27 protein-coding genes are annotated in these 26486 nt (G+C 66.9%); 9 read left to right on the top strand and 18 right to left on the bottom strand.

Going from position 1 to position 26486, the window contains the following annotated elements; translation table 11 throughout:
* The first annotated feature begins 23 nt into the window (after positions 1-23).
* The 3 genes from Q0Q36_RS09715 to Q0Q36_RS09705 all read left to right on the top strand — a co-directional run bounded on the left by Q0Q36_RS09715 (position 24) and on the right by Q0Q36_RS09705 (position 3229).
* Positions 24-1496, top strand: coding sequence for a DUF1800 family protein (locus tag Q0Q36_RS09715; protein ID WP_293797727.1), 1473 nt, complete (start codon positions 24-26; stop codon positions 1494-1496).
* Positions 1497-1498: 2 nt separating this feature from the next.
* The gene (locus Q0Q36_RS09710) at positions 1499-2752 is read left to right on the top strand and encodes a DUF1501 domain-containing protein (protein ID WP_293797725.1); all 1254 of its coding nucleotides are present in this window, start codon (positions 1499-1501) and stop codon (positions 2750-2752) included.
* A gap of 105 nt (positions 2753-2857) precedes the next feature.
* Positions 2858-3229 (top strand): GIY-YIG nuclease family protein, encoded by a 372-nt coding sequence (locus Q0Q36_RS09705; protein WP_367187168.1) that lies wholly within the window; start codon positions 2858-2860, stop codon positions 3227-3229.
* An 11-nt stretch (positions 3230-3240) separates the two neighbouring features.
* Here Q0Q36_RS09705 and leuD read toward each other — a convergent pair whose 3' ends face one another.
* The 6 genes from leuD to kynA all read right to left on the bottom strand — a co-directional run bounded on the left by leuD (position 3241) and on the right by kynA (position 7219).
* The gene (leuD, locus tag Q0Q36_RS09700; protein ID WP_293797721.1) at positions 3241-3843 is read right to left on the bottom strand and encodes a 3-isopropylmalate dehydratase small subunit; all 603 of its coding nucleotides are present in this window, start codon (positions 3841-3843) and stop codon (positions 3241-3243) included.
* A 29-nt stretch (positions 3844-3872) separates the two neighbouring features.
* Positions 3873-4319, bottom strand: coding sequence for a metallopeptidase family protein (locus Q0Q36_RS09695; RefSeq protein WP_293797720.1), 447 nt, complete (start codon positions 4317-4319; stop codon positions 3873-3875).
* The gene (locus Q0Q36_RS09690) at positions 4319-4564 is read right to left on the bottom strand and encodes a hypothetical protein (protein ID WP_265055726.1); all 246 of its coding nucleotides are present in this window, start codon (positions 4562-4564) and stop codon (positions 4319-4321) included. The genes Q0Q36_RS09695 and Q0Q36_RS09690 overlap by 1 nt, the downstream gene beginning before the upstream one ends.
* A gap of 22 nt (positions 4565-4586) precedes the next feature.
* The gene (gene leuC / locus Q0Q36_RS09685; protein ID WP_293797717.1) at positions 4587-6005 is read right to left on the bottom strand and encodes a 3-isopropylmalate dehydratase large subunit; all 1419 of its coding nucleotides are present in this window, start codon (positions 6003-6005) and stop codon (positions 4587-4589) included.
* Positions 6006-6114: 109 nt separating this feature from the next.
* Entirely contained in the window at positions 6115-6267 is a 153-nt protein-coding gene (locus Q0Q36_RS09680; RefSeq protein ID WP_187640076.1) for a hypothetical protein, read from the bottom strand.
* A 103-nt stretch (positions 6268-6370) separates the two neighbouring features.
* Positions 6371-7219: a tryptophan 2,3-dioxygenase gene (gene kynA, locus Q0Q36_RS09675; RefSeq protein WP_293797713.1), complete on the bottom strand. Its 849-nt coding sequence runs from the start codon at positions 7217-7219 to the stop codon at positions 6371-6373.
* Positions 7220-7306: 87 nt separating this feature from the next.
* On the opposite strand from kynA, the gene Q0Q36_RS09670 reads away from it, so the two are divergent.
* Positions 7307-8527, top strand: coding sequence for an aminotransferase class V-fold PLP-dependent enzyme (locus Q0Q36_RS09670; RefSeq protein ID WP_293797711.1), 1221 nt, complete (start codon positions 7307-7309; stop codon positions 8525-8527).
* On the opposite strand, the gene Q0Q36_RS09665 is transcribed toward Q0Q36_RS09670, so the two are convergent.
* The 4 genes from Q0Q36_RS09665 to rplS all read right to left on the bottom strand — a co-directional run bounded on the left by Q0Q36_RS09665 (position 8528) and on the right by rplS (position 12235).
* Positions 8528-9568 carry an HlyD family secretion protein gene (locus Q0Q36_RS09665; protein ID WP_293797710.1) on the bottom strand — a complete coding sequence of 347 codons (1041 nt, stop codon included), beginning with the start codon at positions 9566-9568 and terminating at the stop codon, positions 8528-8530. It abuts the gene before it with no gap.
* A gap of 13 nt (positions 9569-9581) precedes the next feature.
* A complete protein-coding gene (locus tag Q0Q36_RS09660) occupies positions 9582-11216 on the bottom strand; it encodes an MFS transporter (RefSeq protein WP_293797708.1) in 1635 nt (544 codons plus the stop codon).
* Entirely contained in the window at positions 11213-11662 is a 450-nt protein-coding gene (locus Q0Q36_RS09655; protein ID WP_293797707.1) for a MarR family transcriptional regulator, read from the bottom strand. The genes Q0Q36_RS09660 and Q0Q36_RS09655 overlap by 4 nt, the downstream gene beginning before the upstream one ends.
* 177 nt (positions 11663-11839) lie before the next feature.
* A complete protein-coding gene (gene rplS / locus Q0Q36_RS09650; protein WP_265055719.1) occupies positions 11840-12235 on the bottom strand; it encodes a 50S ribosomal protein L19 in 396 nt (131 codons plus the stop codon).
* Positions 12236-12411: 176 nt separating this feature from the next.
* Between rplS and Q0Q36_RS09645 the strand changes: the two genes are divergently transcribed.
* Entirely contained in the window at positions 12412-13200 is a 789-nt protein-coding gene (locus Q0Q36_RS09645; RefSeq protein WP_293797706.1) for an SDR family NAD(P)-dependent oxidoreductase, read from the top strand.
* A gap of 144 nt (positions 13201-13344) precedes the next feature.
* Here Q0Q36_RS09645 and Q0Q36_RS09640 read toward each other — a convergent pair whose 3' ends face one another.
* Positions 13345-13533, bottom strand: a complete 189-nt coding sequence (locus Q0Q36_RS09640) for a hypothetical protein (RefSeq protein WP_293797704.1) — start codon at positions 13531-13533, stop codon at positions 13345-13347.
* 442 nt (positions 13534-13975) lie between these two features.
* Here Q0Q36_RS09640 and Q0Q36_RS09635 point away from each other — a divergent pair, with 442 nt between their 5' ends.
* The 3 genes from Q0Q36_RS09635 (at position 13976) to Q0Q36_RS09625 (ending at position 19200) form a co-directional block, all read left to right on the top strand.
* Positions 13976-16060, top strand: a complete 2085-nt coding sequence (locus tag Q0Q36_RS09635) for an elongation factor G (protein ID WP_293797702.1) — start codon at positions 13976-13978, stop codon at positions 16058-16060.
* A gap of 216 nt (positions 16061-16276) precedes the next feature.
* Entirely contained in the window at positions 16277-17992 is a 1716-nt protein-coding gene (locus Q0Q36_RS09630) for an AMP-binding protein (RefSeq protein ID WP_293797700.1), read from the top strand.
* Between the two features lie 98 nt (positions 17993-18090).
* Positions 18091-19200 (top strand): sulfite oxidase, encoded by a 1110-nt coding sequence (locus Q0Q36_RS09625; protein WP_293797698.1) that lies wholly within the window; start codon positions 18091-18093, stop codon positions 19198-19200.
* Between the two features lie 129 nt (positions 19201-19329).
* On the opposite strand, the gene mtaB is transcribed toward Q0Q36_RS09625, so the two are convergent.
* The gene (gene mtaB, locus Q0Q36_RS09620; protein WP_293797833.1) at positions 19330-20595 is read right to left on the bottom strand and encodes a tRNA (N(6)-L-threonylcarbamoyladenosine(37)-C(2))-methylthiotransferase MtaB; all 1266 of its coding nucleotides are present in this window, start codon (positions 20593-20595) and stop codon (positions 19330-19332) included.
* 127 nt (positions 20596-20722) lie between these two features.
* Positions 20723-21607 (bottom strand): diaminopimelate epimerase, encoded by an 885-nt coding sequence (gene dapF / locus Q0Q36_RS09615; RefSeq protein ID WP_293797696.1) that lies wholly within the window; start codon positions 21605-21607, stop codon positions 20723-20725.
* 200 nt (positions 21608-21807) lie between these two features.
* On the opposite strand from dapF, the gene Q0Q36_RS09610 reads away from it, so the two are divergent.
* Positions 21808-22632 carry a GyrI-like domain-containing protein gene (locus Q0Q36_RS09610; RefSeq protein ID WP_293797694.1) on the top strand — a complete coding sequence of 275 codons (825 nt, stop codon included), beginning with the start codon at positions 21808-21810 and terminating at the stop codon, positions 22630-22632.
* A gap of 129 nt (positions 22633-22761) precedes the next feature.
* Here Q0Q36_RS09610 and Q0Q36_RS09605 read toward each other — a convergent pair whose 3' ends face one another.
* From Q0Q36_RS09605 to Q0Q36_RS09585, 5 genes are all read right to left on the bottom strand, one after another.
* Positions 22762-23820, bottom strand: a complete 1059-nt coding sequence (locus Q0Q36_RS09605) for an MBL fold metallo-hydrolase (RefSeq protein WP_293797692.1) — start codon at positions 23818-23820, stop codon at positions 22762-22764.
* A gap of 33 nt (positions 23821-23853) precedes the next feature.
* Positions 23854-24462 (bottom strand): bifunctional 2-polyprenyl-6-hydroxyphenol methylase/3-demethylubiquinol 3-O-methyltransferase UbiG, encoded by a 609-nt coding sequence (locus tag Q0Q36_RS09600; RefSeq protein ID WP_293797690.1) that lies wholly within the window; start codon positions 24460-24462, stop codon positions 23854-23856.
* Positions 24463-24470: 8 nt separating this feature from the next.
* Positions 24471-25097, bottom strand: coding sequence for a LysE family translocator (locus Q0Q36_RS09595; protein ID WP_293797689.1), 627 nt, complete (start codon positions 25095-25097; stop codon positions 24471-24473).
* An 84-nt stretch (positions 25098-25181) separates the two neighbouring features.
* Positions 25182-25607, bottom strand: coding sequence for a hypothetical protein (locus Q0Q36_RS09590; RefSeq protein WP_293797688.1), 426 nt, complete (start codon positions 25605-25607; stop codon positions 25182-25184).
* A 34-nt stretch (positions 25608-25641) separates the two neighbouring features.
* A complete protein-coding gene (locus tag Q0Q36_RS09585; protein ID WP_293797687.1) occupies positions 25642-26196 on the bottom strand; it encodes a CAP domain-containing protein in 555 nt (184 codons plus the stop codon).
* Positions 26197-26486: the final 290 nt, after the last annotated feature.

The following is a 26486-nucleotide window of genomic DNA, read 5'->3' as shown; positions in this document are numbered from 1 at the left end:
CATGACCAGCGGAGACCTTGCAGATGGCAGGATCGGGCGAGCTGACGGCGGGAGCGGTGGCATTGCAGCGCTTCGGTCTCGGACCGAAGCCCGGCCAGGGCGAGGCCTTCCGGGCGCAGATCCGCGATAGGCTTCTGGCCGAGATCGCGGCCGGCGGCGTCGCGCGGCCCCAGGGCGTGCACTTCTCCGGCACCGTCGAGATCGGCAAGGCTCTCTTCGCTTTCGAGGATCAGGAGAAGCGGGAGCGCGAGGCGCGCCGCATCGCTGCCGCGGGGCCTGCGCCGGGCTCGCCGCAGGCCATGGAGATGGCGGGCGCCGCACCGCAGGCGCAACCGGCCGGGCCGCAGAACCAGATGGCTGCGGCGAAGCCTCCGAACGAGCCGGCCCTGCCATACCGGACCTATCGCGACGAGGTGAAGGCGCGGGTCGATCTCGCGCTTACGGCCGAAACCGGCCTCAGTGAGCGGCTGGTGATGTTCTGGTCGAACCATTTCTGCATCGGTGCGACCAAGAGCAATATCGGGCGGATCATGGCAGGTGCCTATGAGCGCGAGGCGATCCGCCCGCATGTCTTCGGCCGCTTCGAGGACATGCTGATCGCGGCGGAAAGCCACCCGGCGATGCTCGACTTTCTCGATAACCGCCAGTCGATCGGGCCGAATTCACCCGCGGGCCGCCGGCAAGGCCGTGGGCTCAACGAGAATCTCGCGCGCGAGATCATGGAGTTGCATACGCTCGGCGTCTCCGGCGGCTACAGCCAGGCCGACGTCACCAACCTCGCGCGCATCCTCACGGGATGGACGATGGCGGGGCGTGATGGGCGGCTCGGTTTCCCGGGCTCCTTCATCTTCAATCCCGGCCAGCATGAGCCGGGGGCGACGCCCTTGCTTGGCCGGGATTATGCCCAGCCGGATCTGGCGCAAGGCGTCGCGGCGCTGACCGATCTCGCCCATCAGCCTGCGACCGCGCATTTCATCGCGACCAAGCTCGTGCGGCATTTCGTGGCAGACGACCCGCCGCCACCTCTCGTCGAAGCGCTGGCCAAGACCTTCCGCGACAGCGACGGCGACCTCAGGGCGGTCTACCAGGCATTGATCGGCAGCGAATCCGCGTGGATGGCGCCGGCCACAAAGATCCGGTCGCCGCAGGAATTCATGCTGGCCTCCTATCGCGCGCTCGGCCGCAAGCCGGATTTCGGCCAGATCATCGGCCCGGTCGGCGTGATGGGCCAGCCATTCTGGCAGCCTTCCGGCCCGAACGGATACGCCGACAGCAATGCCGCCTGGGGTTCGGCCGAAGGGCTCAAGACGCGGGTCGACGTCGCTGCCGGCTGGGGGCGACAGGCCGCGGGCACGGTTGCCGATCCGCGCGTGCTCGCCGACGACATCCTCGGACCGCTCCTCTCGCCTGAGACGAAGCAGGCGGTGGCGCGGGCCGAGAGCAAGCCGCAGGCGATCGCGCTCTTGCTGATGTCGCCAGAATTCCAGCGGAGGTGACGATGATGGCTCCTCACGACGATGACGATTGCGAACGGATGACGCCGTCGCGCCGCGCCGTGCTCGGTGCGGCCGGCGCCCTCTTCGCCTGGTCCTTCGTGCCGAAATTCGCCTATGCGGCGGCGGGTGCGCGCGATCCGCGCTTCGTGCTGGTCATCCTGCGCGGCGCGCTCGATGGGCTCTCGGCCGTGCCGCCGATCGGCGACCCCGATTATGCCGGCCTGCGCGAGGGCATCGCACTCGCCAAGGACGGGCCGGAGGCGGCGCTGCCGCTCGACGGGTTCTTCTACCTGCATCCGGCGATGCCGAACCTGGCGCGGCTCTACAAGCAGGGGCAGGCGACGATCGTCCATGCCGCGGCGACGGGCTATCGCGAGCGCTCGCATTTCGACGGGCAGGACGTTCTGGAAAGCGGCCAGCCCGGCGCGGGACACACGCAGAGCGGCTGGCTCAACCGACTTATCGCCAATCTGCCGGCTGGCGACGGCGTCTCGCGCAAGGGCGTACTCGGTGTCGGCGTCGTGCCGCCGCTGGTGGTGCGCGGCGCCGCGCCCGTGCTGGGCTGGGCGCCGCCGCGGATGGCGCGCGCCGGCAGCGACCTGACGATGCGGCTTGCCGATCTCTATGGCCAGCGCGATCCGGCTTTGGCGCGGGCGCTGGCAGAGGCGATCGAAACGGAAGGGGTCGCGCAAAGGCGCGGCATGGCCGGCGAGCAGAAGGGTGGCGGCGGGCCTGACACGGCCGACGGGATGCGCCGCATCGCCGAAGGCGCGGCGGGGCTGGTCGGCGCCGATGACGGGCCGCGCATCGCCGCGCTCGCCTTCGAAGGCTGGGATACCCATGCGAACGAAGGCGGGGCCAAGGGAAGGCTCGCCAATCTGCTCGGCGGGCTCGATGGCGCCTTCGCCGCCTTCGAGCAGGGCTTGGCACCGGTCTGGAAGGATACGGTTGTGATGGTCGCGACTGAGTTCGGCCGGACCGCTGCGGTCAACGGCACGACCGGGACCGATCATGGCACCGGCACGGTCGCCTTCCTCATAGGAGGCGGCGTGAAGGGCGGTCGGGTGGTTGCCGATTGGCCCGGCCTGAAGCCCGAGCAGCTTTACCAGAACCGCGATCTCAAGCCGACGACGGATGTCCGGGCCGTGGCCAAGGGGGTGGTCTCGGAGCTCTTCGGCTTATCTGGGCCGGTTCTGGCCGAGAAGGTGTTTCCGGAGACGGGTGGGCTCAAGCCTTTGCAGGGGCTGGTGGTCTGATATTGCTTTCGAACGCAGAGCCCTCATCCTGAGGAGCCGCGAAGCGGCGTCTCGAAGGATGGTCCAGAGTACGCGGGACACTCAAAACCGACGCATCTGGGGAGCATGGGAATGCAAGACGCAGATGGGTGTTGGGTCTACATTCTTCGCTGCGCCGACGATTCCTATTATACCGGCTCGACACGCGAAGCTGTGGAGAAGCGTGTCGCTGAGCACAACACTAAGCGGTACGAGAACTCGTTCACTGCGACACGTCTTCCTGTCGAGCTAGTGTTTGCCCAGCATTTCCCGGTTATCACCGACGCGATTGCAATGGAACGTCGGATCAAGGGCTGGTCTCGCCGAAAGAAAGAAGCTCTTGTCGCCGGGCAGTTTGACCGTCTTCGAACGCTCTCAAAACGCGGCAATCGACCCGCAGCCCCCGTCCTTCGAGACGCCGTTCCTGACGGAACGGCTCCTCAGGATGAGGGCTGCTAGTCCGCTGTCGCTCAAGCCCAAGCGCGCTGCTTCAGCTTTTCCTCGTAGGCGTCGATCTTCGTGCCCTTCTCCATGGTCAGGCCGATGTCGTCGAGGCCGTTGAGCAGGCAGTGCTTGCGGAACGGGTCGATCTCGAAGGTGATCTCGCCGCCATCCGGACCCTTGATCGTCTGGTTCGCGAGGTCGATCGTCAGCGTCGCGTTGGAGCCGCGCTCGGCATCGTCGAACAGCATGTCGAGCTGCTGCGGGGTAACCTTGATCGGCAGGATGCCGTTCTTGAAGCAGTTATTGTAGAAGATGTCGGCGAAGCTGGTGGAGATCACGCAGCGGATGCCGAAATCGAGCAGCGCCCACGGCGCGTGCTCGCGCGACGAGCCGCAGCCGAAATTGTCGCCGGCGACGAGGATTTCCGCCTTGCGATAGGCCGGCTGGTTCAGCACGAAATCGGGGTTCTCCGAGCCGTCGTCCTTGTAGCGCATCTCCGAAAACAGCGCGGTGCCGAGGCCGGTGCGCTTGATCGTCTTCAGGTACTGCTTCGGGATGATCATGTCGGTGTCGACATTGACCACCTTCATGGGGGCGGGCGTCGAGGTCAGCGTGGTGAAGGGCTGCATGGTCTTTTGTCCTTGCTTGAAGGCCGGGCTCAGCCGGCCGCCTGTTCGATGGCTTCCATGTCCTCGTCGGAGAAGCCGAAATGGTGGCCGATCTCGTGGACCATGACATGGGTGACGATCGAGCCGAGGTTCTCGTCATGTTCGGCCCAGTAGTCGAGGATCGGACGGCGATAGAGGTGGATGGTGTTGGGCATCTGGCCGGTCTGGGGACTGAAGCCCTGCTGCGGCAGGCCGACGCCGCTGAACAGGCCGAGCAGGTCGAACGGGCTTTCCGCCTCCAGCTCCTTCAGCACGTCGTCCTCGGGGAACTCGGTGACGTTGAAGATCACGTCGGAGCAGAGCGCGCGGAATTCCTCCGGCAGGCGGTCGAAGGCGGCTTGCGCCAGAACCTCGAACGCCTCCTGCGACGGCGCCTTGACGCCGTCCCAGTCGATCTCTGTTGTTGTCGTGACCCTGGCGTCCACGGCCTTGCCCATCACCAGATCTTCAATTGGTGGCCGAGCCACCAGGCCAGCACGATGACGCCGACGAGCGAGAGGGAGCGGCCGATGCGCCGGCCCCAGAGCTCGACCTTGTCGCCCTCGGGTGCATCCGCGCCCGAGAAATGATCGGCCGCCCGGCCCATCGAGGAGCCGAGCAGGCTTTCGCTGTCGCGCTTGACCCGGTCCAGCGCCGCCTTGGATTCGGCGGCGCGGGCGGCTTCGCGGGGATCGTTGGACATGGTCAGCTCCCCGCTGTGCACGTCAGCCCAGCGTACGAACGTCGACGAAGCGGCCGGTGAGGGCCGCCGCCGCCGCCATGGCCGGCGAGACGAGGTGGGTGCGGCCGCGATAGCCCTGACGACCCTCGAAATTGCGGTTCGAGGTCGAGGCGGCGCGCTGGCCGGGCTTGAGCTGGTCCGGGTTCATGCCGAGGCACATCGAGCAGCCGGGCTCGCGCCATTCGAAGCCGGCGGCGATGAAGATCTTGTCGAGACCCTCGGCCTCGGCCTGCTCCTTCACCAGGCCGGAGCCGGGAACGATCATGCCGTAGTCGAGGCTTTCATGGAGTTTCTTGCCCTCGACGATCTTGGCGACCGTGCGTAGGTCCTCGATGCGGCCATTGGTGCAGGAGCCGATCCAGATCACGTCGAGCGGGATGTCGGTGATCTTGGTGCCGGCGGTCAGGCCCATATACTCAAGCGCCCGCTTCTTCGAGGCGCGCTTGACCTCGTCGACGATCAGCTCCGGGTCCGGAACCGCGCCGGTGACCGAGATCACGTCCTCGGGGCTGGTGCCCCAGGAGACGATCGGCGGCAGGTTGGCGGCGTCGAGGCGGACGATGCGGTCGAAATGCGCGCCCTCGTCGGTGCGCAGCGTCTCCCAGTAGCGCACGGCGGCATCCCAGGCGGCGCCCTGTGGCGCTTTCGGGCGGCCCTTCAGATAGCTGAAAGCCTTCTCGTCCGGCGCGACCATGCCGGCGCGGGCACCGCCCTCGATCGACATGTTGCAGACCGTCATGCGGCCTTCCATGGTCAGGCCGCGGATCGCTTCGCCTGCATATTCGATCACCGAGCCGGTGCCCCCGGCAGTGCCGATCTCGCCGATGATCGCCAGCGTGATGTCCTTGGCGCCGACGCCGGGCGCAGGCGTGCCGTCCACCTGGACGAGCATGTTCATCGCCTTCTTCTGGATCAGCGTCTGGGTGGCGAGCACATGCTCGACCTCCGAGGTGCCGATGCCGTGGGCGAGTGCGCCGAAGGCGCCGTGCGTCGAGGTGTGCGAGTCACCGCAGACGATCGTGGTGCCGGGCAGGGTGAAGCCCTGCTCGGGGCCGACGATGTGGACGATGCCCTGGCGCTTGTCGAGCTCGTTGAAATACTCGACGCCGAAGTCGCGGGCGTTCTTGGCGAGCGCCTCGACCTGGATGCGGCTTTCCTCTTCCGCGATGCCCTTGGTGCGGTCGGTCGTCGGGATGTTGTGGTCGACGACGGCGAGCGTCTTCTCAGGGCTGCGGACCTTGCGGCCGGTCATGCGCAGGCCCTCGAAGGCCTGCGGGCTCGTGACCTCGTGGACGAGGTGGCGGTCGATATAGAGCAGGCAGGTGCCGTCATCCTGCCGGTCGACGACGTGGTCGTCGAAGATCTTGTCGTAGAGCGTCTGGGGACCCTTGGTCGCAGTCATGGCTTGGTCTCGGTCTTCTGAAATCGGTTTTGGAGATCATGCGCCGGCTCGCTTCGGGCCAGCGCGCAAAACGCTTCGCCTGTCGCCGGCCGCGCGCAAGCGGCCGGTCTCAGGCGCCGGTAAGGCCTGCGGCAATCGAAGCGGTGAAGCGGCCGAAAAAGCGCCAGGGCAGCCGGGCATGGTCATGCAGCGCGGCAAAGTCCTGCGTCGTCGGCAGGGGCGGCAGATGGCCCTCTCCCTGCACGGCGCAGAAGCGCTGCAAATGATGCTCACACGGCGACATGGCTACTGTTTAGCAGTTCCAATCAAGCCGGACAATCGATGCCGTTGCAGCCGCGTCATCGCGGCGACGCAGGGCGCAGGCCTCACAATTCGCTGCGCAATTGCCAGAGTTCGGGAAAGAAGGAGCGCTCCAGCGCGGTCTTGAGGAACTTGACGCCGCTGGAGCCGCCGGTGCCCGGCTTGAAGCCGATGATGCGCTCGACCGTCTTCATGTGGCGGAAGCGCCATTGCTGGAACTGGTCTTCGAGATCGACCAGCTCCTCGGCGAGCTCGTAGAGATCGAAATGAGCTTGCGTATCGCGATAGATCGAGAGCCAGGCCGCCTTCACCGCGTCGCTGACGGCATGCGGCACGCTCCAGTCGCGCTCGACGCAGTCGGACGGGATCGCCAGCCCGCGCCGGGCGAGCAGGCGCAGCGCCTCGTCATAGAGGCTGGGGGCCTCCAGCAGTTCTTGCAGATGGGCGTGGTTCTCGGGGTGGTGCCGGTGCATCGCCAGCATGCGCGGGTCCTTGGCGCCGAGGCGGAATTCCAGCGCGCGATACTGGTACGACTGGAAGCCGGAGGACTGGCCGAGCGCATCGCGGAAGGCGAGGTAGTCGGCCGGCGTCATGGTCGAGAGCACGTCCCAGGCGGTGACGAGCTGTGACTGGATGCGCGAGACGCGCGCCAGCGACTTGAAGGCGGGCTGCAACTGGTCGTCCCGGATCGCCGCGATGGCGCCATCGAGCTCGTGCGTGGCGAGCTTCAGCCAGAGTTCCTGGACCTGATGGATGGTGATGAAGAGCAATTCGTCGGGGGCGTCGCTCAGCGGCTTCTGCGCCGCGAGCAGCAGGTCGAGGCCAAGATAGGAGCCGTAATCCATCCGCTCCTTGAAGTCGGTCTGCATGCCGGGTTCGATGCGGCTGTGCTGCTCGCCCGTGCCGGTTGCCATCGCTTAAGCCCTCGCTCGCGGCGCGCCTTGACGACAGGAAGGCGCGATATATTTTAAGTTTAAAGTATTTTAGCGGGCGGGCAAGGCATGACGATGGCGAGCGACCAGGCGACGACCGTTTCCGCCCAGGCCATCGGGGCGGCCCTCGATCTTGCGGCGGAGTTCTCCCGGTTCCGCCAGAACTGGCCGGAACAACTGCATTTCGCCGCCCACAGCCATCATTTCTGGCCGGATGTCACCCGCGAAGCGCAATTGCGCTGCTGGGACGATGCAGCGCGTCTTATCGACGGCAAATGGGAGGAGGTACTCGGCCCGGTCTGGCAGAAGGCCGCGCAAGGTGTCGCCCGTCATCTCAATCTGCCGGGGATCGGCGGGCTTGTACCCGCCAACAACACCCATGAATTCGTCAACCGGCTTCTCTCCTGCCTGCCACGGGACCGGGTGCCGCGCATCCTGACCAGCGATGCCGAATTCCACTCCTTCCGGCGACAGATCGAGCGGCTGGCCGAGGAAGGGCTGATCGCGCTCACCATCGTGCCGGCCGAGCCCTTCGCTGATTTCACCGAACGTCTGGTCGCCGCTGCTGAGGCCGGCAATCCCGACATGGTCTTCGTCAGCCAGGTGCAGTTCAATTCCGGTTACGCGCTGACCGATCTGGAAGGGCTCGTCGCCGGCGTCTCCGCACCGGAGCGCCTCGTCGTCATCGACGGCTATCACGGCTTCCTGGCGCGGCCGACCGATCTGTCCGCCGTCGCCGACAAGGTGTTCTACATCGCCGGCGGCTATAAATACGCCATGGCGGGCGAGGGGGCCTGCTTCATGCACTGCCCGCCCGGCTTCGCGATGCGGCCGCGCGATACCGGCTGGTATGCCTCGTTCGGTGCGCTCTCGGGGCCGCAAGGAGGCGTGGCCTATGCCGAAGGCGGCTGGCGCTTCATGGGCGCCACCTTCGATCCATCCGGCCTCTACCGCATGGGTGCGGTGTTCGACTGGCTCGGTGCGAAGGGCCTCGACGCGGCTGCGATCCATGCTCATGCCCATGCCTTGCAGGCCATCGTTGCGGAAGGACTCGCGCACCGGCCTTGCGGCGTGCTCGCGATCGAGAACCTCGTCGTGCCGCCCTCGGATCCGGCGCGCGGCAATTTCCTGACCTTCCGCCATGCCGACGCCCCGGTCTGGCATGAGAGGCTGGCGCAGGCCGGCATCGTCACCGATCTGCGTGGAGACCGTCTGCGCCTCGGTTTCGGGCTCTATCAGAATGCCACGGATACGCGGCTTCTGCTGGAGCGGCTGGCGACGCTGGCCTGATCAGCGCTGCGCCGTATCGACGCTGACCACCACCGACATGCCGGGCGCCAGCTCCTTCGCGAGAGGCTGTCCGGGATCGACGATGATGCGGACCGGCACGCGCTGGGCGATCTTGATGAAATTGCCGGTCGCGTTCTCAGGCCTGATCACGCTGAACTCGGAGCCGGCCGCCGGCGAGAACCGCTCGATCTTGCCGGTGAGCCGGGCATGGCGCAGGGCATCGACGGTGAAGCTGACCGGTTGGCCGGTGCGCATGCCGGCGAGCTGTGTCTCCTTGAAGTTGGCGATGACCCAGACTTGGGTCGGCACCAGCGCCATCAACTGCGTGCCGGCCGAGACGTATTGGCCGAGCCGGGCCGAGACTTCGCCCAGCCGCCCGTCCTGCGGGGCGATGACGCGCGTGTTGCTGAGATCGATCTCGGCGAGATGGACGGCGGCTTCCGCACCCTCGACGGCCGCGACGAGCGACTGGCGGTTGACGATGGCGGTCTGGATGTCCTGGCGGGCGACTTCGGCGGCGGCATTGGTCGATGTGATGGAAGCGCGCGCCTGATCGAGCGCCTGCTGGCTCTGGTCGGTCGAGGTCTGGCTGACGACGCCGCGCTCGCGTAGCGGCTCGATGCGGCCCCAGTTCGCCTCGGCCGTGCGCAAGGCGGCTTCGGCGCTGGCGACATTGGCGACGGCGGCGCGCAGCCGGGCTTCGGCGGCGGCGCGGGACTGGTCGGAATTGGCGAGCGCGGCGCGCTGGGCGGCCAAGCCGGCGCGGGCCTGTTCTAGCTTCTGCGCATAGATGCGGTCGTCGATGCGCAGGAGCAGATCACCCTGCTTCACGGTCGCGAAGTCCTGCACCGGCACCTCCGCGACATAGCCGGCAAGCTGCGGTGCGATCACAGTGACCTGGCCTCGGACATAGGCGTTCTCGGTCACCTCGATCGCGCTCGTGAAGGGCGGCAGCCGCCAGGCGTAGAGAATGATGCCGAGGCCGATGAGGCCGATGGCGAGCGCTACATAGGTCGAGACGGAGCGGAAGATGCGGGTCATGGGGGCTGGGCGATCAGGGAGCGGGTTGAAAGGTGGGAGCCGCCACGCGCGAGCGTAGCTGCAGATAAGCGAGGTGCGAGAGCAGGCCGATCAGGGCGAGGCCGGCTATGGCCGAGATCAGCATGAAGGCGTCGTTATAGGCGAGCACGATCGCCTCTTGCGTCGCCCGCTGGGCGAGGAGCGTCACGCCTTCCGCCCGCAGCAGCGCCGGGTCGTTCAGGACATGGCTGTAGATGTTGCCGTACTGACTGATGCGCTGGGCGAAAAGCGGCTGAGACATGACGAAATGCTCTGCCAGTGCATTGTAATGGAAGCTGGTCCGCAGCGTGATGAAGCTGCCGAACAGGGCCGAGCCGAGCAGGCCGCCGATGCTCTGCGTGAACAGGAAGACGGTGATGAAGCTCAGGATGTAGATCGGGCCACGCGCGATGGCTCCGCCCATGCCTTGCGCCATCGCCGCGGGCAGAAAGAGGCCAGAGCCATAGGCGACGAGTGCCTGGCTCAGCCAGATGTCGTGCGGCCGTGTCTGGCTGGTGGCGCCGCTGTCCAGCCAGGCGCCGAGCGCGACGCAAGCCAGCGCGGTGCCATAGAACCAGTTCTCGCGACCGGGCCGCAGCAGCAGCGCGCAGGTCACGCCGCCGGCCACGATCGCGCAGAGTATCACGCCGTAGAGCGGCAGTGTCTGCTCATTCTGAATGCCGAGCGCCTGGAAGAAATTGGAGGCGCCCACCGTCTGTTCGGCCAGCACGACGCGCAGCAGGAGAATGGCGCCGGCGAAATGCAGCGTCGCCGGGCTGGTCAGCCAGCGTATGTCGATCAGCGGGCTCTTCCGATGCAGTTCGGTGATCACGGCCAATGTCAGGCAGATGACGGCGCAGGCGAAGAGCCAGCCCAGCCATGGCGCCTCGAACCACCAGTAGATTCGCCCCAAGCTGAGCGCGACCGCGATCGAACCGAAACCGATCGCGATCAGGAGATAGCTGACGATGTCGAGCGGGCCGATCCACTTCACGCGCGGCGGCGTGGTCAGCGGCAGCGCGTAGACGAAGCCGAAAGCCACCATGGCGAGCCCCGCCTCGAACAGGGTCAGGCCGTGGAAGCCGCCGAGATCGAGCAGCCAGGGCGAGATCAGGCGCGTGACGGGGATGCCGAGCGTCGTGTTCGTCAGCGCCAGCGAGAGGCCGACGGTGAGCTTCTTCTCCGGCGGGAGCGGCTCGATCATGTAGAAGAAAGCGAGCGAGGACATTGGCGCCGCCGCCATGCCGCTCATGAAGCGCACGACCACGGCCGATGGCAGGTCGTGGACGAAGGCGAGGTTCAGGAAGGCGGCGAGGACGAAGCCCGCGAGGCTCATCTCGGCGAAATTGCGCAGGCCGTACTGCATCCGGATCTTGATCAGGGCGATCGAGAGCGAGACGTTCGGCGCCATGTAGGCGGCGATCAGCCAGTTGGTCTCGGCGACGGTGGCACCGAGCTCGCCCTGGATCTGGTAGATATTGGTGTTGACCAGGTTCGCGCCGATCTGCTGCGTCATCGCCAGCGTGACCGAAGCCAGCATATAGGCCAGCGCGCGGGCCGGCGGCATCGTCAGCCCGGCAGGCGCCGGTGGCGGCGCGGCTGGGGCAGCGGATGTTTCCGGCGTGCTCACGGGGCGGCGCTCCGGCCGGCGGCGATGTTGCGCGAGGTCCGGCGCAGCACGTCGAGCGCGGCCTCCAGTTCTTCGGGGGCGATACCCTGCAGGATACCGGCGCGCAACTCGGTGAGGAAGTCCAGGATGTCCTGCGCCTGGGCGCGGGCGCTCTCGGTCAGGAAGACGCGGCGCGCGCGACGGTCGCCCTCGACCGCGCGGCGCTCGATCATGCCGTTGCGTTCCAGCCCGTCGAGAAGCCGAACCAATGTCGGCTGCTCGATGTCGAGCAATCCGGCGAGGTCGGACTGGATCGGCCCGTCCTCGCGAGCGAGCTCCATCAGCAGGCGTGCCCGCGACAAGGTCAGCCCCATGTCGCGCGCACGGTCGTCGACGAGCGTCCTCAGCTTGCGGTTGACGGCGGCAAGCTCGCCGGTGAATGCGGCCTGAAGCTGGGTGATGTCCATAGCAACAACATAAATAGCATGCTAATGATTGCCTTACTTATATGTGCATTTAATGCATATCAAATGATAATTTGATAATCCGATATGCGTTTTTGGAATGCTATGGTGCGCGCGCGGTAACAAAAAAACGCGGCCCCGAAGGACCGCGTTTCAAATTTTCCGCCTTGAGGCTTCGGCTTACTTGCCGGCGCCCTTCTGGCCCTTGGCGGGCTTGGCATCGACGCGCTCGGCGATACGGGCCGACTTGCCGCGACGATCGCGCAGGTAATACAGCTTGGCGCGGCGCACCTTGCCCTTGCGGATGACCTTGATCGAATCGAGGTTCGGCGAGAACAGCGGGAAGACGCGCTCGACGCCCTCGCCGTAGGAAATCTTGCGGACGGTGAAGCTCTGGTTGAGGCCGCCGCCGTTGCGGGCGATCACGACGCCTTCATAGGCCTGGACGCGGCTGCGCTCGCCTTCCTTGACCTTGACGTTGACCTGCACGGTGTCGCCGGGCTGGAACTGCGGGATCTCGCGGCCTTCGCTCAGCTTGGCAATCTGCTCGGCATCGATCTGCTCGATGATGTTCATGGGTCTCTCCATGGCCGTATTCGCGCGGAAGCGCGGGCTTTCGGCTCGCTGTTTTCAGTTGAGTGCGGGGCCTTACAGGAGCGCGCGGGATTTGTCGAGCGGCAATCCCGGCTTGTTGGTCACGCTGCCGGCATGCATAGCCTGTGCGCAAGCGACACGCCACCGGACGAGATGCCATGACCGACGCCACCCCGAAGACCGCTCTCGTCACCGGCGCCGCGCGCGGCATCGGGCTTGCCACCGCCAAGCGCTTCCTCGCCGAGGGCTGGCAGGTCGGCCTGCTCGACATCGATGGGGCGGGGCTTCAGCGCGCGGCGGCCGAGATCGCCACGCCCGAGCGGACGCTGGTGCTGACCTGTGACGTAGCGATGCCCGCGCAGCTCGAATCGGCCTTCGCCGGCATGGCCAAGCGCTTCGGGCGGCTCGATGCCCTCGTCAACAATGCCGGCACGGCGGTGTTCAAGCCGCTGCTGGAGACCACGCATGACGAATGGCAGCGGGTGATGGCGGTGAATCTCACCGGCCCGTTCCTGGCGACGCAGTTCGCGGCGCGGGCCATGGCCGACAATGGCGGTGGTGCCGTCGTCAACATCACCTCGATCTCGGGGCTGCGCGCCTCGACGCTGCGGGTCGCCTACGGCACGTCGAAGGCGGCGCTGGCGCATCTCACCAAGCAGCAGGCTGTCGAGCTCGCGGGGCTTGGCATTCGCGTCAATGCGGTGGCGCCGGGGCCCGTCGAGACGGCGATGGCCAAGGCCGTGCACAGCCCGGAAATCCGGGCCGATTACCGCGATGCCGTGCCGCTCGGCCGCTATGGGCTGGAGGAGGAACTGGCCGAGGCGATCTTCTTCCTCTGCTCCGACCGGGCGACCTATATCACCGGGCAGGTTCTGGCGGTGGATGGCGGCTTCGACGCGGCCGGCATCGGGCTTGCGACGCTCCGGGGTGAGCGGCGCAATCTTTGAGAGCGCCTGCGGAATTCCTAGCCGAGGCGTCGCTCCCGCTTCGTCATGCGCGCCCTTGTGGCAAGCATCCACGTCTTGAACACTGCGCTTCATCCGTGATGGCGCGGATGGTCGGGACAAGCCGGACCATGACGGGAGGTGGTTTTACCCCATCGCCTCGCGTTTCTTCAGCAGCTCGTTGAGCATGTCCTGCTGCTCGCCGAGGCGGTTGGCGAGCGCTTCCTCCACGGCGGCGCCGGAGGCACCCGTCGCCTGTTCCATCAGTTCGGCGATGTTGCGCCTGAGGAGGGCGATGCGCTCGTCGAGTTCCATTTGCGACGCGTTCTCGGGCATCGGCCGGTTCTCCCTCTTCCATCGTCGCCGCGTCGGCGGCCCGCTCCGTAGAATGTCCGGCGACGCCTGAGGTTCCCCGCTCGCGGAGCGGCAGGGAGCCGCAAGTTCGCCGTTGCTCAGTCGCGCGTGGCAGCCAGCGGAAGCCCGATGAAATCACAGGTCGCGACGGTCGGATAGCCGTCCCGGCGACGCAGGCAGCGGTATCGGCAAAGCCGGTTTCCTGCGTTCGCCTCGGCCATGGCCGACAAAGCGCTTGCGTCCGCCTCCGTTCGGCGCGAACCTCTTGCGACCTGCCTCTCCGACGGCCGCCCGACCCTGTCGGGCCCGAGCGACCGCCGCCCGTCCGGCGTGAGCGCATGCGCTGTTCCCGCCGGGTCCCCACCGCGCCGGAGCCGAGGTCGCGACCTTTCCTCCAGTGCGGTCAGCCCTGAAGGAGGAAGTCATGCCCGCATCGGCACAGAACGGCGGCTCCGCAGCCGGTACCCGAAGCGCGGGGCCGCGATGCATCGCGATCGTCGGCCCCTTCCAGAGCGGCAAGACGACGCTGCTCGAAAGCATCCTGATGCGATGCGGCGCGCTCACGCGTACCGGCACGGTCAAGGGCGGCAACACGGTCGGCGATGCGGCGCCCGAGGCGCGGGTGCACCAGATGAGCACGGAGCCGACGGTCGCGACGGTCGACTTCCTCGGCGACACCTTCCATTTCATCGATTGCCCCGGCTCGGTCGAGTTCCTGCACGAGATGCGCCATGTGCTGCCGGCCGTGGATGCCGCAGTGGTGGTCTGCGAGGCGGATGACCGCAAGGCGCCGGCACTGGAGCTCGTTCTGCGCGAGCTGGAGGAGGCCGACATTCCGCGCTTCCTGTTCCTGAACAAGATCGACACGGCCTCGCGCCGGGTGCGCGAGACGCTCGGCATCCTGCAGCGCGCCTCGCGGACGCCGCTGCTGCTGCGCCAGATTCCGATCTGGAAGAACGGCATCGCCGTCGGCTTCATCGACCTCGCCTTGGAGCGGGCCTTCATCTATCGCGAGCATGCGCCGAGCGAGATCGTGCCATTGGCCGTCGACGAGTCCGGCCGCGAGAAGGAGGCGCGCTTCTCGATGCTGGAGCGGCTGGCCGATTACGACGACGAATTGATGGAGGAGCTGCTCGGCGACATGGAGCCGCCGCGCGACCGCGTCTTCGACGATCTCGCCCGCGAATTGCAGCATCGCCATGTCGTGCCGGTGCTGATCGGCGCGGCCGAGCGCGGCAACGGCGTGACGCGGCTGCTCAAGGCGCTCAGGCACGAGGCGCCGGGGCTTGCGGAAACCCGTGGCCGGGCCGGCCTTCTCGCGGAGGGGCCGCCGCTCGCCCAGGTAATGAAGACCTGGCATTCGAGCCAGGGTGGCAAGCTCTCGCTGGCCAGGGTGATGCGCGGCCGGCTGGCGGAGGGCGATGTCGTGACCTCATCGGGCGGCGTCGAGGCGCGCATCGCCGGCGTCGTCTCGCTCAAGGGTTCGGAGCAGAGCCGGAAGCCCGCGGCGCAGGAGGGCGAGGTCGCGGGCTTTGCCAAGCTCGACGGCATCGCGACCGGCGAGGCCTTCATGCTCGGCAAGACACGGGCGAGCGTGGTCAGCGCAGTTGCGCCGCCCGAAGCGGTCCACGCCTTCGCCATCGCGGTGAAGGACCGCAAGGACGATGTCAGGCTGGCGGCGGCGCTGCAGCGCCTGACCGAGGAGGACATGGCGCTGGCGGTGACGCAGGTGCCGGAACTTGGTGAGACCCGCCTGTCGGGCCAGGGCGAGATGCATCTGCGCGTCGCGCTCGAAAAGCTCGCCGGCCGCTATGGCGTCACGGTGACGAACAAGACCCCGCAGGTCGGTTATCGCGAGACCATCCGCGGTCAGGCCGGGGCGCGCGGCCGGCATCGCAAGCAGAGCGGCGGCCATGGCCAGTATGGCGACGTGGTGATCGAGGTCGCGCCGCTGCCGCGCGGGGAAGGTATCCAGTTCGTCGACAGGATCAGCGGCGGCGTCGTGCCGCGCCAATATATCGGCTCGGTCGAGGCCGGCATGCGCGATTTCTGCGAGAAGGGGCCGCTCGGCTTCCCGATCGTCGATGTGGCGGTGACGCTGACGGACGGCTCCTATCACACGGTCGATTCCTCTGACATGGCGTTCCGGCAGGCGGCGCGGCTCGCCATGAGCGAGGCGATGCCGCAGGCCAAGCCGGTGCTGCTCGAACCGATCCTCTCGGTCGACGTGGTGATCCCGTCCGAGGCGATGTCGCGGGCCTCCGCCCTGATTTCCGCCCGGCGCGGGCAGATTCTCGGCTATGACACCCGCCCCGGCTGGCGCGGCTGGGACCAGATCAAGGCGCTGGTCCCGGAAGCGGAGATGACCGGGCTGATCGTCGAACTGCGCTCGGCGACATCCGGCGTCGGCTCGTTCAGCGCGCGCTTCGACCATCTTGCGGAACTCGCCGGCAAGCCGGCCGAGGCTGTGGTTTCCGCCCAGGCGCTGGCCCTCGCGCAAGGGCGCTGATCCCAACCCAAAATTCAGGCTTATCTCCCGCCGGGAGCCCTTATCGGGCTCCCGGTTTGGGCTTGATTTAGTGCCGAGCGGATTGTTTAGATATGAACATTCTGCCGGTTATGGCGGCTGGCGCTTGCGCTGCCGGCCGCTGTTCCGCACTGTACGACCATGAAAATGCACCGGAACCCGCTTCAGAGTGGCAAACCGGGCGAGTGGGAGGGAAATATGACTGCGACTGGCGCCACGCAGGCCAGGAATGCCTCGCGCCCCTGGCTTGCACATTATCCGCCGGCCGTTCCGCCTGAACTCGACGAGGCGAAGATCGGCACGCTGGCCGACCTGATCGGCTCCGCCTGCTCGACCTATCCCAACCGCCCGGCTTTCGAGAGCTTCGGCAAGACGATCACCTTTGCCGAGACGCGCCGCGCCGCCGAGGCCTTCGCCGGTTGGCTGCAGGCGAAGGGGCTCAAGAAGGGCGATCGTGTCGCCCTGATGATGCCGAACATCCTGGCCTATCCGGCGGCGATCTTCGGTGTCCTGCTCGGCGGCTTCACCGTCGTCAACGTCAACCCGCTCTATACGGCGCGCGAACTGACGCATCAGATCAACGATGCCGGGGCGCGCGTGCTCGTGGTGATCGAGAACTTCGCCCATGTCGTCGAGGAGGCGAAGCCGAACCTGAAACTCGATGCCATCGTCATTGCCACGGCCGGCGACCTGATGGGCTTCAAGGGCAAGATCGTCAATTTCGTCGCGCGCCGGATCAAGAAGGTGGTGAAGCCTTTCGACCTTCCGGGCTCGATCGGTTTCCAGCAGATCCTGCAGGGCGGCGCTCGGATGGCGCCTGTGACGGTCGTGCCGGAGGATGTCGCCTTCCTCCAGTACACGGGCGGCACGACCGGCGTCGCCAAGGGCGCGACGCTGACGCATCGCAATGTCGCCGCCAATGTGCAGCAGGCCGGCTTCTGGCTCGAATGGGTGCTGGAACCGCCACTCGGCCGCGACGACTACCAGCATGTCATGGTCACGGCGCTGCCGCTCTACCACATCTTCGCGCTGACCTGCTGCTGTCTGTTCATGCTGCGCATCGGTGCCAAGGGCCTGCTGATCGCCAATCCCCGCGACATTCCCGGCTTCATCAAGACGCTGAAGGCGAGCCGCTTCACGCTCTTCTCCGGGGTCAACACGCTCTACAACGCGCTCGCCAACCATCCCGAGATCAAGGAAGTCGATTTCTCCGAGATGCGCTTTGCGGTCGCCGGCGGCATGGCGACGCAGGCCGCCGTCGCCAAGCAGTGGAAGGCCGTGACCGGCCGCCCGATCATCGAGGGTTACGGCCTGTCCGAGACCTCGCCGATCGCCACGATAAACCGGCCGGACCTGACCGAGTTCAGCGGCACGATCGGCTATCCGATTCCCTCGACCGAGATCGCGATCCGCGATGCCGAGGGCAACGACATGCCGCTGGGCGAAGCCGGCGAGATCTGCATCCGCGGGCCGCAGGTGATGGCCGGCTACTGGAACCGCCCGGACGAGACCGCCAAGGCGATGACTGCGGACGGCTATTTCCGCAGCGGCGATGTCGGCGTCATGCTGCCGGATGGGCAGATCAAGGTCGTTGACCGGATGAAGGACATGGTCCTGGTCTCCGGCTTCAACGTCTATCCTAACGAGGTCGAGGATGTGCTGGCCTCGCATCCCGGCGTGCTGGAATCGGCGGTGATCGGCCTGCCGGACGAGCATTCCGGCGAAGCGGTCACGGCCTTCGTCGTGCGCAAGGACCAGACGCTGACGGCGGACGCGCTGCGCGCCTACTGCAAGGAGAACCTGACGGGCTACAAGGTGCCCAAGCAGATATTCTTCCGCGAAACCCTGCCGAAGACCAATGTCGGCAAAGTGCTGCGCCGGGCGCTGCGCGAGGAGGTCGTCGCGAAGCGCTGACGCAGGGCGACGGTCGACAGGTGGGCGACCGGCATGTCATCTCTTGTCGGCTTTCGCGGGGCGGGTGACCGCCCTGCGCTGCCGGAGATCATCGCCGCTTGCCCCATCGCCTCGTCGAACTGCCCTTGCTGCGCCGCCTGAAGCCGGGCCTCCATGTCTATGAGGAGGAGGCGCTGAATGCCGAGCCGGCGCTCGCACTGCTCGACGAGCCGATCACCCCGGTCGATTCCTTCTTCATCCGCAATAACGGCCATCTGCCGGAGATCGACGAGGACAGCGATTGGACGCTGACGATCGACGGTGAGGTCGAGCGCCCGGCTGTCTGGAGCGTGGAGGGCCTGCGCCAGCGCTTCGAAACCGTCACGGTCACCGCGGTGCTGGAATGCGCCGGCAATGGCCGCTCACAGTTCTCTCCAGCGACGGACGGGCTGCAATGGCGGCTCGGCGCCGTTGGTTGCGCGCGCTGGACCGGGGTCAGGCTGGCCGACGTGCTCGAACATGCCGGCCCCAGGCCGGGCGCGGTCTATACCGCGCATCACGCGCCGGACCGCCAGATCGGCAAGCCCGAGAAAGCCGCGCTCTCGCGCGGCCTGCCGATGGCCAAGGCGGTGGCTCCGGAAACTCTGATCGCCTTCGCCATGAACGGCGAACCCCTGCCGCGCCTGCATGGTGGGCCGCTGCGCATCGTCGCGCCGGGCTATCCCGGCTCGGCCTGGCAGAAATGGCTGGACCGGATCACGCTCCGCGATGTCGAGCATGACGGCGAGAAGATGCGCGGGACGGATTATCGAATGCCGATCCGCCCAGTTCGCCCGGGCGAGCCGCTCGACCCCGCGAATTTCGCCGTCATCACCGACATGCCCGTTAAATCGCTGCTTACGGCGCCGCTCGACGGCTTCGTGGCGAAGCAGGGCGAGCGATTGAAGGTCGCGGGTTTCGCCTGGAGTGGCGCCGTTCCGCTGGAATCGGTCGCGATCTCCAGCGATGGCGGCGAAAGCTGGAGCGAGGTCGACTTGCAGGCCGGCGAGGGGCGCTTTGCCTGGCGACGCTTCGAGGCGGAGATTGCCACCGAGCAAGCCGGCCCGTTCGTCGTCATGGCGCGGGCACGCGATGCCGAAGGTAATATCCAGCCGCTAGAGCCGCTCTGGAACCCGCGTGGCTACTGCAACAATCAGGTCCAGCGGGTGCGCGGCTCGGTCGTTGCGTGAGGTTTTGAACCTTTTGGCGGGCTGCCGCGTCTAACGACTGGGTCTGCCATTCCGGGCATGGCTCTGCCGCCTCGGTCACTCCTCCTCCCATCGGCGACCGAGGCGGCTATTCCTCTCCGAAAAACGAATTCAGGCCGCGAGAAGCGCCTTGCCGTCGGCGGCGTGACCGGTGACCGGCACGATCTCGCCCGGCGCGATGTCTCTCGCGAAGCGGACCAGCGTGAAATCCTCGGCGCGGCCGGTGTTGCCGCGTTCGGTCAGGACGCTGAGCGGGCGGCCGATACGCGCGGCCAGATGCCGCTGCTGCGCGGCGCCTGCTGCAGCGCGCAGCCTTGCGGCCCGCTCCGAGACAATCTCTCCCGAGAGCTGCGGCATCCGCGCGGCCGGTGTGCCGGGGCGGGCCGAATAGGGGAAGACATGGACGAAGCTCAGCCCACATTCCGCGACGAGCTCGAGCGAGCGGGTGAACATCCCCTCGTCCTCGGTCGGGAAACCGGCGATGAGATCGGCGCCGAAGACGATGTCGGGGCGCAAGGTTCGGATCTCTGCGCAGAAGCGGATGGCGTCATCGCGGCCGTGGCGGCGCTTCATGCGTTTGAGGATGAGGTCGTCGCCGGCCTGCAACGAGAGATGCAGATGCGGCATGAGGCGCGGCTCGGTCGCGAGCAGGTCGCGCAAGGTATCGTCGACCTCGACGGCGTCGATCGACGAGAGGCGCAGGCGCGGCAATTCGGGCAGGGCGCGCAGGATCGCTCCGGTAAGCGCGCCCAAGGTCGCCTCTCCGGCCAGGTCGCGGCCATAGCTGGTGAGGTCGACGCCGGTCAGCACGATCTCGCGCGCGCCTGCTTCCTGCAGGGTGCGGCATTGCGCGACAACGTCGGCGATGGCTAGCGAGCGCGAATTGCCGCGTCCGAAGGGGATGACGCAGAAGGTGCAGCGATGGTCGCAGCCGTTCTGGACCTGGACGAAGCCGCGCGTATGGCTGGTAAAGCGGCCGGTGACCGGCGCGCGCATTGCGGTCTGGGTCATGATGTCGCCGACATCGAGCTTGTCGGCGGCAGCTGTGTCGGGATGCCCGAGGCTGTTGGAGCGGGCGAGCGCCGCCCAGCTCCCGGGCCGCAGCTTCTCATCATTGCCGAGGATGCGGTCGACCTCGGGCATGGCGGCGAAGCGCGCGGGCTCGATCTGTGCGGCGCAGCCGGTGACGATTACGGGCCGGTTAGGCTGCTCGCGCTTGAGGCGGCGCACGGCCTGTCGTGCCTGCCTGGTCGCCTCGGCGGTGACGGCGCAGGAATTGACGATCGCGGCACCCTTCAGGCCGGCGGCTTCGGCCTGAAGCCGCAGCGCCTCGCTTTCGACGATGTTGAGGCGGCAGCCGAAGGTGACGACCTCCAGAGCATGTCCACGTTTCTCCGAAACGTGGACATGCTCTGGGTTCTTGTTTGGTCGTATATTCGCTGACGCGGACCGTTGGTTCTTCACGCGAACCGGCACCACTTCGCTTGAAAATGCTCCGAGGCCATTACGCGGCGCTCGAAAACAACGCCGGATCGAGCGTGCCTTCCCATTCGAACTCGACCGGACCGGTCATCAGGACATGGCCGTCGCGCTCGCGCCATTCGATAGCGAGGTCCCCGCCGGGCAGGCTGACGGTCGCCTTGCGGGCGGTGAGCTCGCGGCGCACGCCCGCGACCAGCGCCGCACAGGCGCCCGAGCCGCAGGCCTGGGTGATGCCGGCGCCGCGCTCCCAGACGCGCAGCACGATATGGTCGGGTGCCTTCACCGCGGCGAGCTCGATATTGGCGCGATCCGGGAAGATCGGATGGTTTTCGAGCAGCGGGCCGATCTGTTCGAGATTGTAGGCATAGGGGTCCGCGACGAAGAAGACCGCGTGCGGATTGCCCATGTTGACGGCGCAAGGCGTGTGCAGGATCGGGTTGTCGATCGGGCCGATCTGCAACTCGAAACGGCTGGTGTCCTCGAAGGGCTCGGCCAGCGGGATCTGGTCCCAGGCGAGGCGGGGTGCGCCCATGTCGACGGTGAAAAGCGTCTCGCCCTCGCGGACCGCCGGCAGCAGGCCTGCCTTGGTCTGGAGGGCAAGCCGGCTCTTGGCGGCATCGCCCATCTGCGGATCGGCGATCATCGCCCAGGCGACGCAGCGCGTGCCGTTACCGCAGGCACCGGCTTCGGAGCCGTCTGTGTTGTAGATGCGCACGAAGGCGTCGGTGCCGGGCGTCGCGGCATCGTGAAGGACCATGAGCTGGTCGAAACGAGCGCGCGGCTCGGAGGCGATGGCGCGGGCCTCGCTTTCGCTGACGACATGCTTGCTGCCGCGCAGATCGAGCACCGTGATCTGGTTGCCGAGCCCGTTCATCTTCAGGAACCGGCGATTGGCCAGAGCGTTCATTTGGTCACACGTCCCGTGAATAGTGGGTCTATGACGGAGGCGACGTGAAAAAGCCACCCTCATCCCCGTTCCTGAGAGAAGGTGGACATTCTATGTTGCGCTGCAAGGGCGCGAATCGCGTGAAACTCAGGGCCGTCACGATGCGGTATTCCCGGATTTGTGTTCTGACGCTTGCCGGCTTGGCGAGTGTGTCGAGCGGAATGGCCGTCGCACAGACGCGGGTTGCGCCGCCACCCGCGGTGGAGACCACGCCTCTCGCGCCGCCGCCGGGTACCAGCCCCGTCCAGATGCCGTCTGCTCCGGCACAGACGCCGCCTGCGCCCGTGCCCGATGCCCAGCCGGGGCCGCAGCCGGTCCAGCCGGCTCCGTCGCTGCCGAACCCGGTCGTGCCGCAGCCGGTGCAACCCGCGCCGACCTTGCCGGGACCGGCCGAGCCGCAACCGATGCAGCCGCCACCGACCCTGCCGCCTTCGGGGCAGCCTGCGCCGCCTCCCGCCCAGCAGCAGACCGGCGTGCCCGACCCCAACGCGACGCTCGCCGGGAAGCGCGGCGATGCCAGCGATATCGACGAGGTCGTTCTGGTTGCGAAGCCGGTGCTGCTGCTGTCCGGGCAGGCGACTTGGGATCAGGGCTTTCAGAAACTCTCCGAAACCTTCAACGTCCTGCGAGCGGAAGCACAGAAGGCGGGCTTGACGGTCGCGGGGCGGCCCCTCTCGCTGTTCGTCGAGACGACGGATGACGGTTTCCGCTTCGATGCGATGCTGCCGGTGGCGGCGCCAGCCGGAGGGCAGGCCCCGGCCTTTGGACCGGGAGTCAGGCTGAGCGCTTCGCCGACGGGCAGGGCGCTGCGCTTCCTGCATGTCGCGCCCTATGACGACATCGATTCCACCTACGAGACGATCACGGCCTATCTCGAGGCCAAGAGCATCACGGTGAAGGACGCCTTCCTCGAAGAATATGTCAGCGATCTCAAGGATCCCGGCGATCCGAATCTCGAGATCAACGTCTACGTCCAGCCGAAGTAGCTGGTTCCACCGTCATGCTCGCCCTTGTGGCGAGCATCCACGCCTTGAACACGGCGTTCGGCCAGTGAAGACGTGGATGGCCGGGACAAGCCCGACCAGGACGAGCGTTTGTGCGGGTGAAAGGCCTTCTTACGCGCTCCAGCTCAGACCCGGCCGCATCGGCCTGAAGCGCTCTTCCGGCAAGCCGGCTTCAGCCAGCGCGGCCTTCAGCGCTTCGGGCGGGCGCTCGACGCCTTCATCGGTGAGCTGGAACGTGCCCCAGTGATGGCCGATCGCCTGCTTTGCCCCGAGCGCCAGCATGACCTTCACCGCCTCGTCCGGGTTCATGTGGTTGTCCGACATGAACCAGCGCGGCTCATAGGCGCCGATCGGCAGCACGGCGAGATCGAACGGCCCGTGCTTGCCGCCGAGATTCCGATAGAGCGAGCCGTCATGGTAGCCGGTATCGCCGATATGGAAGATCTTCGTGGCCGGCGTTTCCAGGATGTAGGAGCACCAGAGCGCCATGCGCCGGTCGAAGGCGCCGCGCGCCGACCAGTGATAGCTCGGCACCAGCGTCACCGCGACCTTGTCCGAGAGCGCGAGCCGGTCGTTCCAGTCATGCGCTTCGGCGCGAGCATCGGGGATGCGGGCCCGGACGATCGCGTCGTTGCCGAGCGGCATGATCATGCGCGGCCGGTCGCGCTCGTGCAGCAGAGCCAGCGTTTCGATGTCGAGATGGTCGTAGTGGTTATGCGTGACCAGAACCGCGTCGATCTTCGGCAAATCGGCGAAGACGACGCCGGGTGCGTTCACGCGCTTCGGGCCGATGAAGGAGAAGGGGCTGGCGCGCAGGGAATAGACCGGGTCGATCAGCAGGTTGAGGCCGGCGACCTGATACAGGAAGGAGGCGTGGCCGAGATGGACGATCCGGGCTCCCTCGATGCGGGCCGGGGGCTTGTCCTGTGGCGGAGCCTGATAGGCGAGAGGAAAGGCCTCGCGCTCACGCTTGCCGGTCTGCCAGCGCAGCACGTCGGCGAGGCCCTTGTTCACCGTGCGCCCGTCGCTGAAGACGAGGCCGTTGAAATGGTCGCTGACGGGCCCCTGGTAATAGGGATTGCGCGAGCGGGTGATCGCTGCCCAGGCGGCGCCGGTCGAGGCCAGCAATGCACCGAGGCCGACGAAGGAGAGGAGTTTGCGGCGGGTCATCGTCCAGAAGAGGTAGGCCGCTACGACCCAGCGTCAAGGCTCGGACGATCTGATTGCCAGGGCGTGAAGCCAGCGCGTCGGCTGGCGGTCGTAGCCGGAGCCGGTATCCTCATCGATCGTCAGGGACTGCCAGCGTCGTTCCTCACCGAAGGCGCTGCGCAATTCGGCAGCCGAGAGATAGTTGAAATAGCGGCCGAGACCGTCGCGCCCTTCTGCTTCGCCAGCCTTGAAGCTGGCATAGAGAATGCCACCCGGGCGCAAGGCGCGGTGTATCCGGTCGATGATGCCGGGCAGCGCCGGGCGCGGCGCGTGCAGCAGGCAGGCATGCGCCCAGACACCGTCATAGGTCGATACGTCTTCCAGGTCCTCGAAGAGCAGGACGCCGACCGGGCGGCCGAGGCGCAGCTCGGCTTGCCGCGCCAGTTCCGGTGAGCCGTCCGTCGGCACGACGTCGAAGCCGCGCCGCAGCATCTCCTCGCTGTCCTGCCCGCCGCCGCAGCCGAGTTCGAGAATCCGCGCGCCGGGCTTGAGGCCCGCCACGAAGGGATCGATGCGGCTGTGCTCGGCCTGCCTGTCGCGACCGGCATAGGCGCTCGCTTCCTCGGCATAGAAGCCGAGCGTCTGGTCGTCCTTGCTCGACATGGCCGGAGTCAGTTGCTGCCAGAGCGGATAGCGACGGTCGCGACACCGGCGCCGATCAGCAGCGTGCCGCCGGCCTTGTTGAAGAGCCCGATCGCACGGGGATTGCCGATCACGGCCCGCGCCCGCGAGGCGATCAGCGCGTAGCCCATGGCGTTGGCGAAGGCGAGCGTGATGAAGGTCGCCTCGAAGATCAGCATCTGCGTCCAGAAATCGCCCTTGGTGTCCAGGAACTGGGGCAGGAAGGCGACGAAGAAGGTGATGCTCTTCGGGTTCAGCGCCGTCACCAGCCAGGCATGGCCGAGCATCTTCCAGGCGGGAGCGGCATCCTCGCGCGGCTTGGCGTCGAGCGTGCCGCCGGCGCGAAAGAGCTTGATGCCGAGCCAGACCAGATAGGCCGCGCCGATCCATTTCAGCGTCGTGAAGATCAAGGCGGAGGTGGCGAGCAGCGCGCCGACGCCGAGCATCGACAGCGTCATGGCCGTGAAATCGCCGAGCGCGACGCCGACGGCGATCGGGAGCGCGGTGCGCCAGCCCTGGCCGAGTGCATAGGAGATGACGAGGAGGATGGTCGGTCCGGGGATCACAAGAAGGACCGCAGTGGCGGCGGTGAAGGCGATCCAGGCTTCGAAGGTCATGGTCGTGATGGCTCCGTTAAAGACGAGAGCCATCACCAGAAGCGGGTGTTTGTAAAGGGGCGAATTGCCCCCTTCGAGGCCAGTTCAGAGCGCGCCGCTGAGGAAGTCGCAGAGCGCCTTCCGAACGGCGGCTTCGGGAGCCATCTGGCCGGGCTGGACGGTGAAGGCGATGTCGATTCGCGTGCCGGTGGGCTGCTTGCGGGTCGTCACCTTCAGCAGCTGCGGACGGCCGGAACCCGTGACTTCCTGCACGGCCGTGATCGTGCCGCTCGCCTTGTCGGCGCGGATGTCCATGAAGTCGCCATCGGCCTGGATCGCCCGGGTGATGATCGGCAGCACGGCGGCAGGCGATTTCCTGGTCAGCTCCCAGGTCTTGTAGGTGATCTGCGAGACCATCGGGACGCCGGAGGAGGTGAAATTGGTGGCGCAGGGCTGGGCCTGGGCGCCGTTCAGGCCGGCGAAAGAGGCGGATGCGACAATGATGAAAGGAATAAAGGAACGAATGGACATCTGAACGCTCGCTGGGAGTGACGGATGTCGCTGGTTAGCGAGGCTGCGGCGGCCTGTCACCGTAACCCAGGGGCACGCGCGGCTCGGGGTCGGCCGCAATCACCAGCGCCCACCAGACGCGATACGTGGTGCGCGGATCCTTGGAGAGCGCGATGCCGTAGCGGGTGGCTTCCTTCATGCGCAGGTTGGTGTCGTGGCCCGGCGACTTGCGCCAGCCGTCGAAAGCCTCCTCGGTCGAGAAATAGCCGCCGCCGAGATTTTCCGCGGCACGGGCGCTGTCGATGCCGGCGGCGTGGATGCGGGCGGTGAAGTCGCCGCCGGCATCATGCGAGAGCGCATTGGCCTTGACCATCGCGTCGGCCTGGCGCTGTGCCATCGCCATCAGGCGCGGATCGGGCCGGACCGGGCCAAGGCCCTGGCTGGCGCGATAGGCGTTGAGGATGCGCCCGGCCTGGGCGGGGTCGAGCGTGACGGCCGCGACCTTCTCGACCATGCGCGGATCGAGCGGGCCTTCGCGCCTTGGATCGCCGGCGCAGGCGGCGAGCAGAAGGGCGAGAGCCAGCAGGGTCGAGGCGGTTTTCAGTTTCATGGGCCGGCATGTCTCGCGAATCGGGCGCGCAGCGATGCCGCCAGATCAGGGCCGTTCTGCGACCAAGGCTCACAAATTCGTGTAGAGCTTGAATCGAACGGCTCGGGCGAACCTGGCCGGAAGCTCCGTCATGGACCGAAGATGTCTTTCTGTCGTGGTGCGAAGGGCGCCTGCGCCAAGGAAAACCATCGCGAAACTTGACTTTCGCCACGGTCTTCCGCTTTAAGACCGCATCCGTTTCGCCGACATCGCCGAAACCACATCCGCCGACCGGGCCGCGCAAGCCGCTT

This window comes from uncultured Allobosea sp., assembly GCF_945957345.1.
In the GTDB taxonomy this organism is placed as follows: domain Bacteria; phylum Pseudomonadota; class Alphaproteobacteria; order Rhizobiales; family Beijerinckiaceae; genus Allobosea.
The sequence above is the reverse complement of the archived record's forward strand: the minus strand, read 5'-3'. Positions and strand labels throughout refer to the sequence as shown.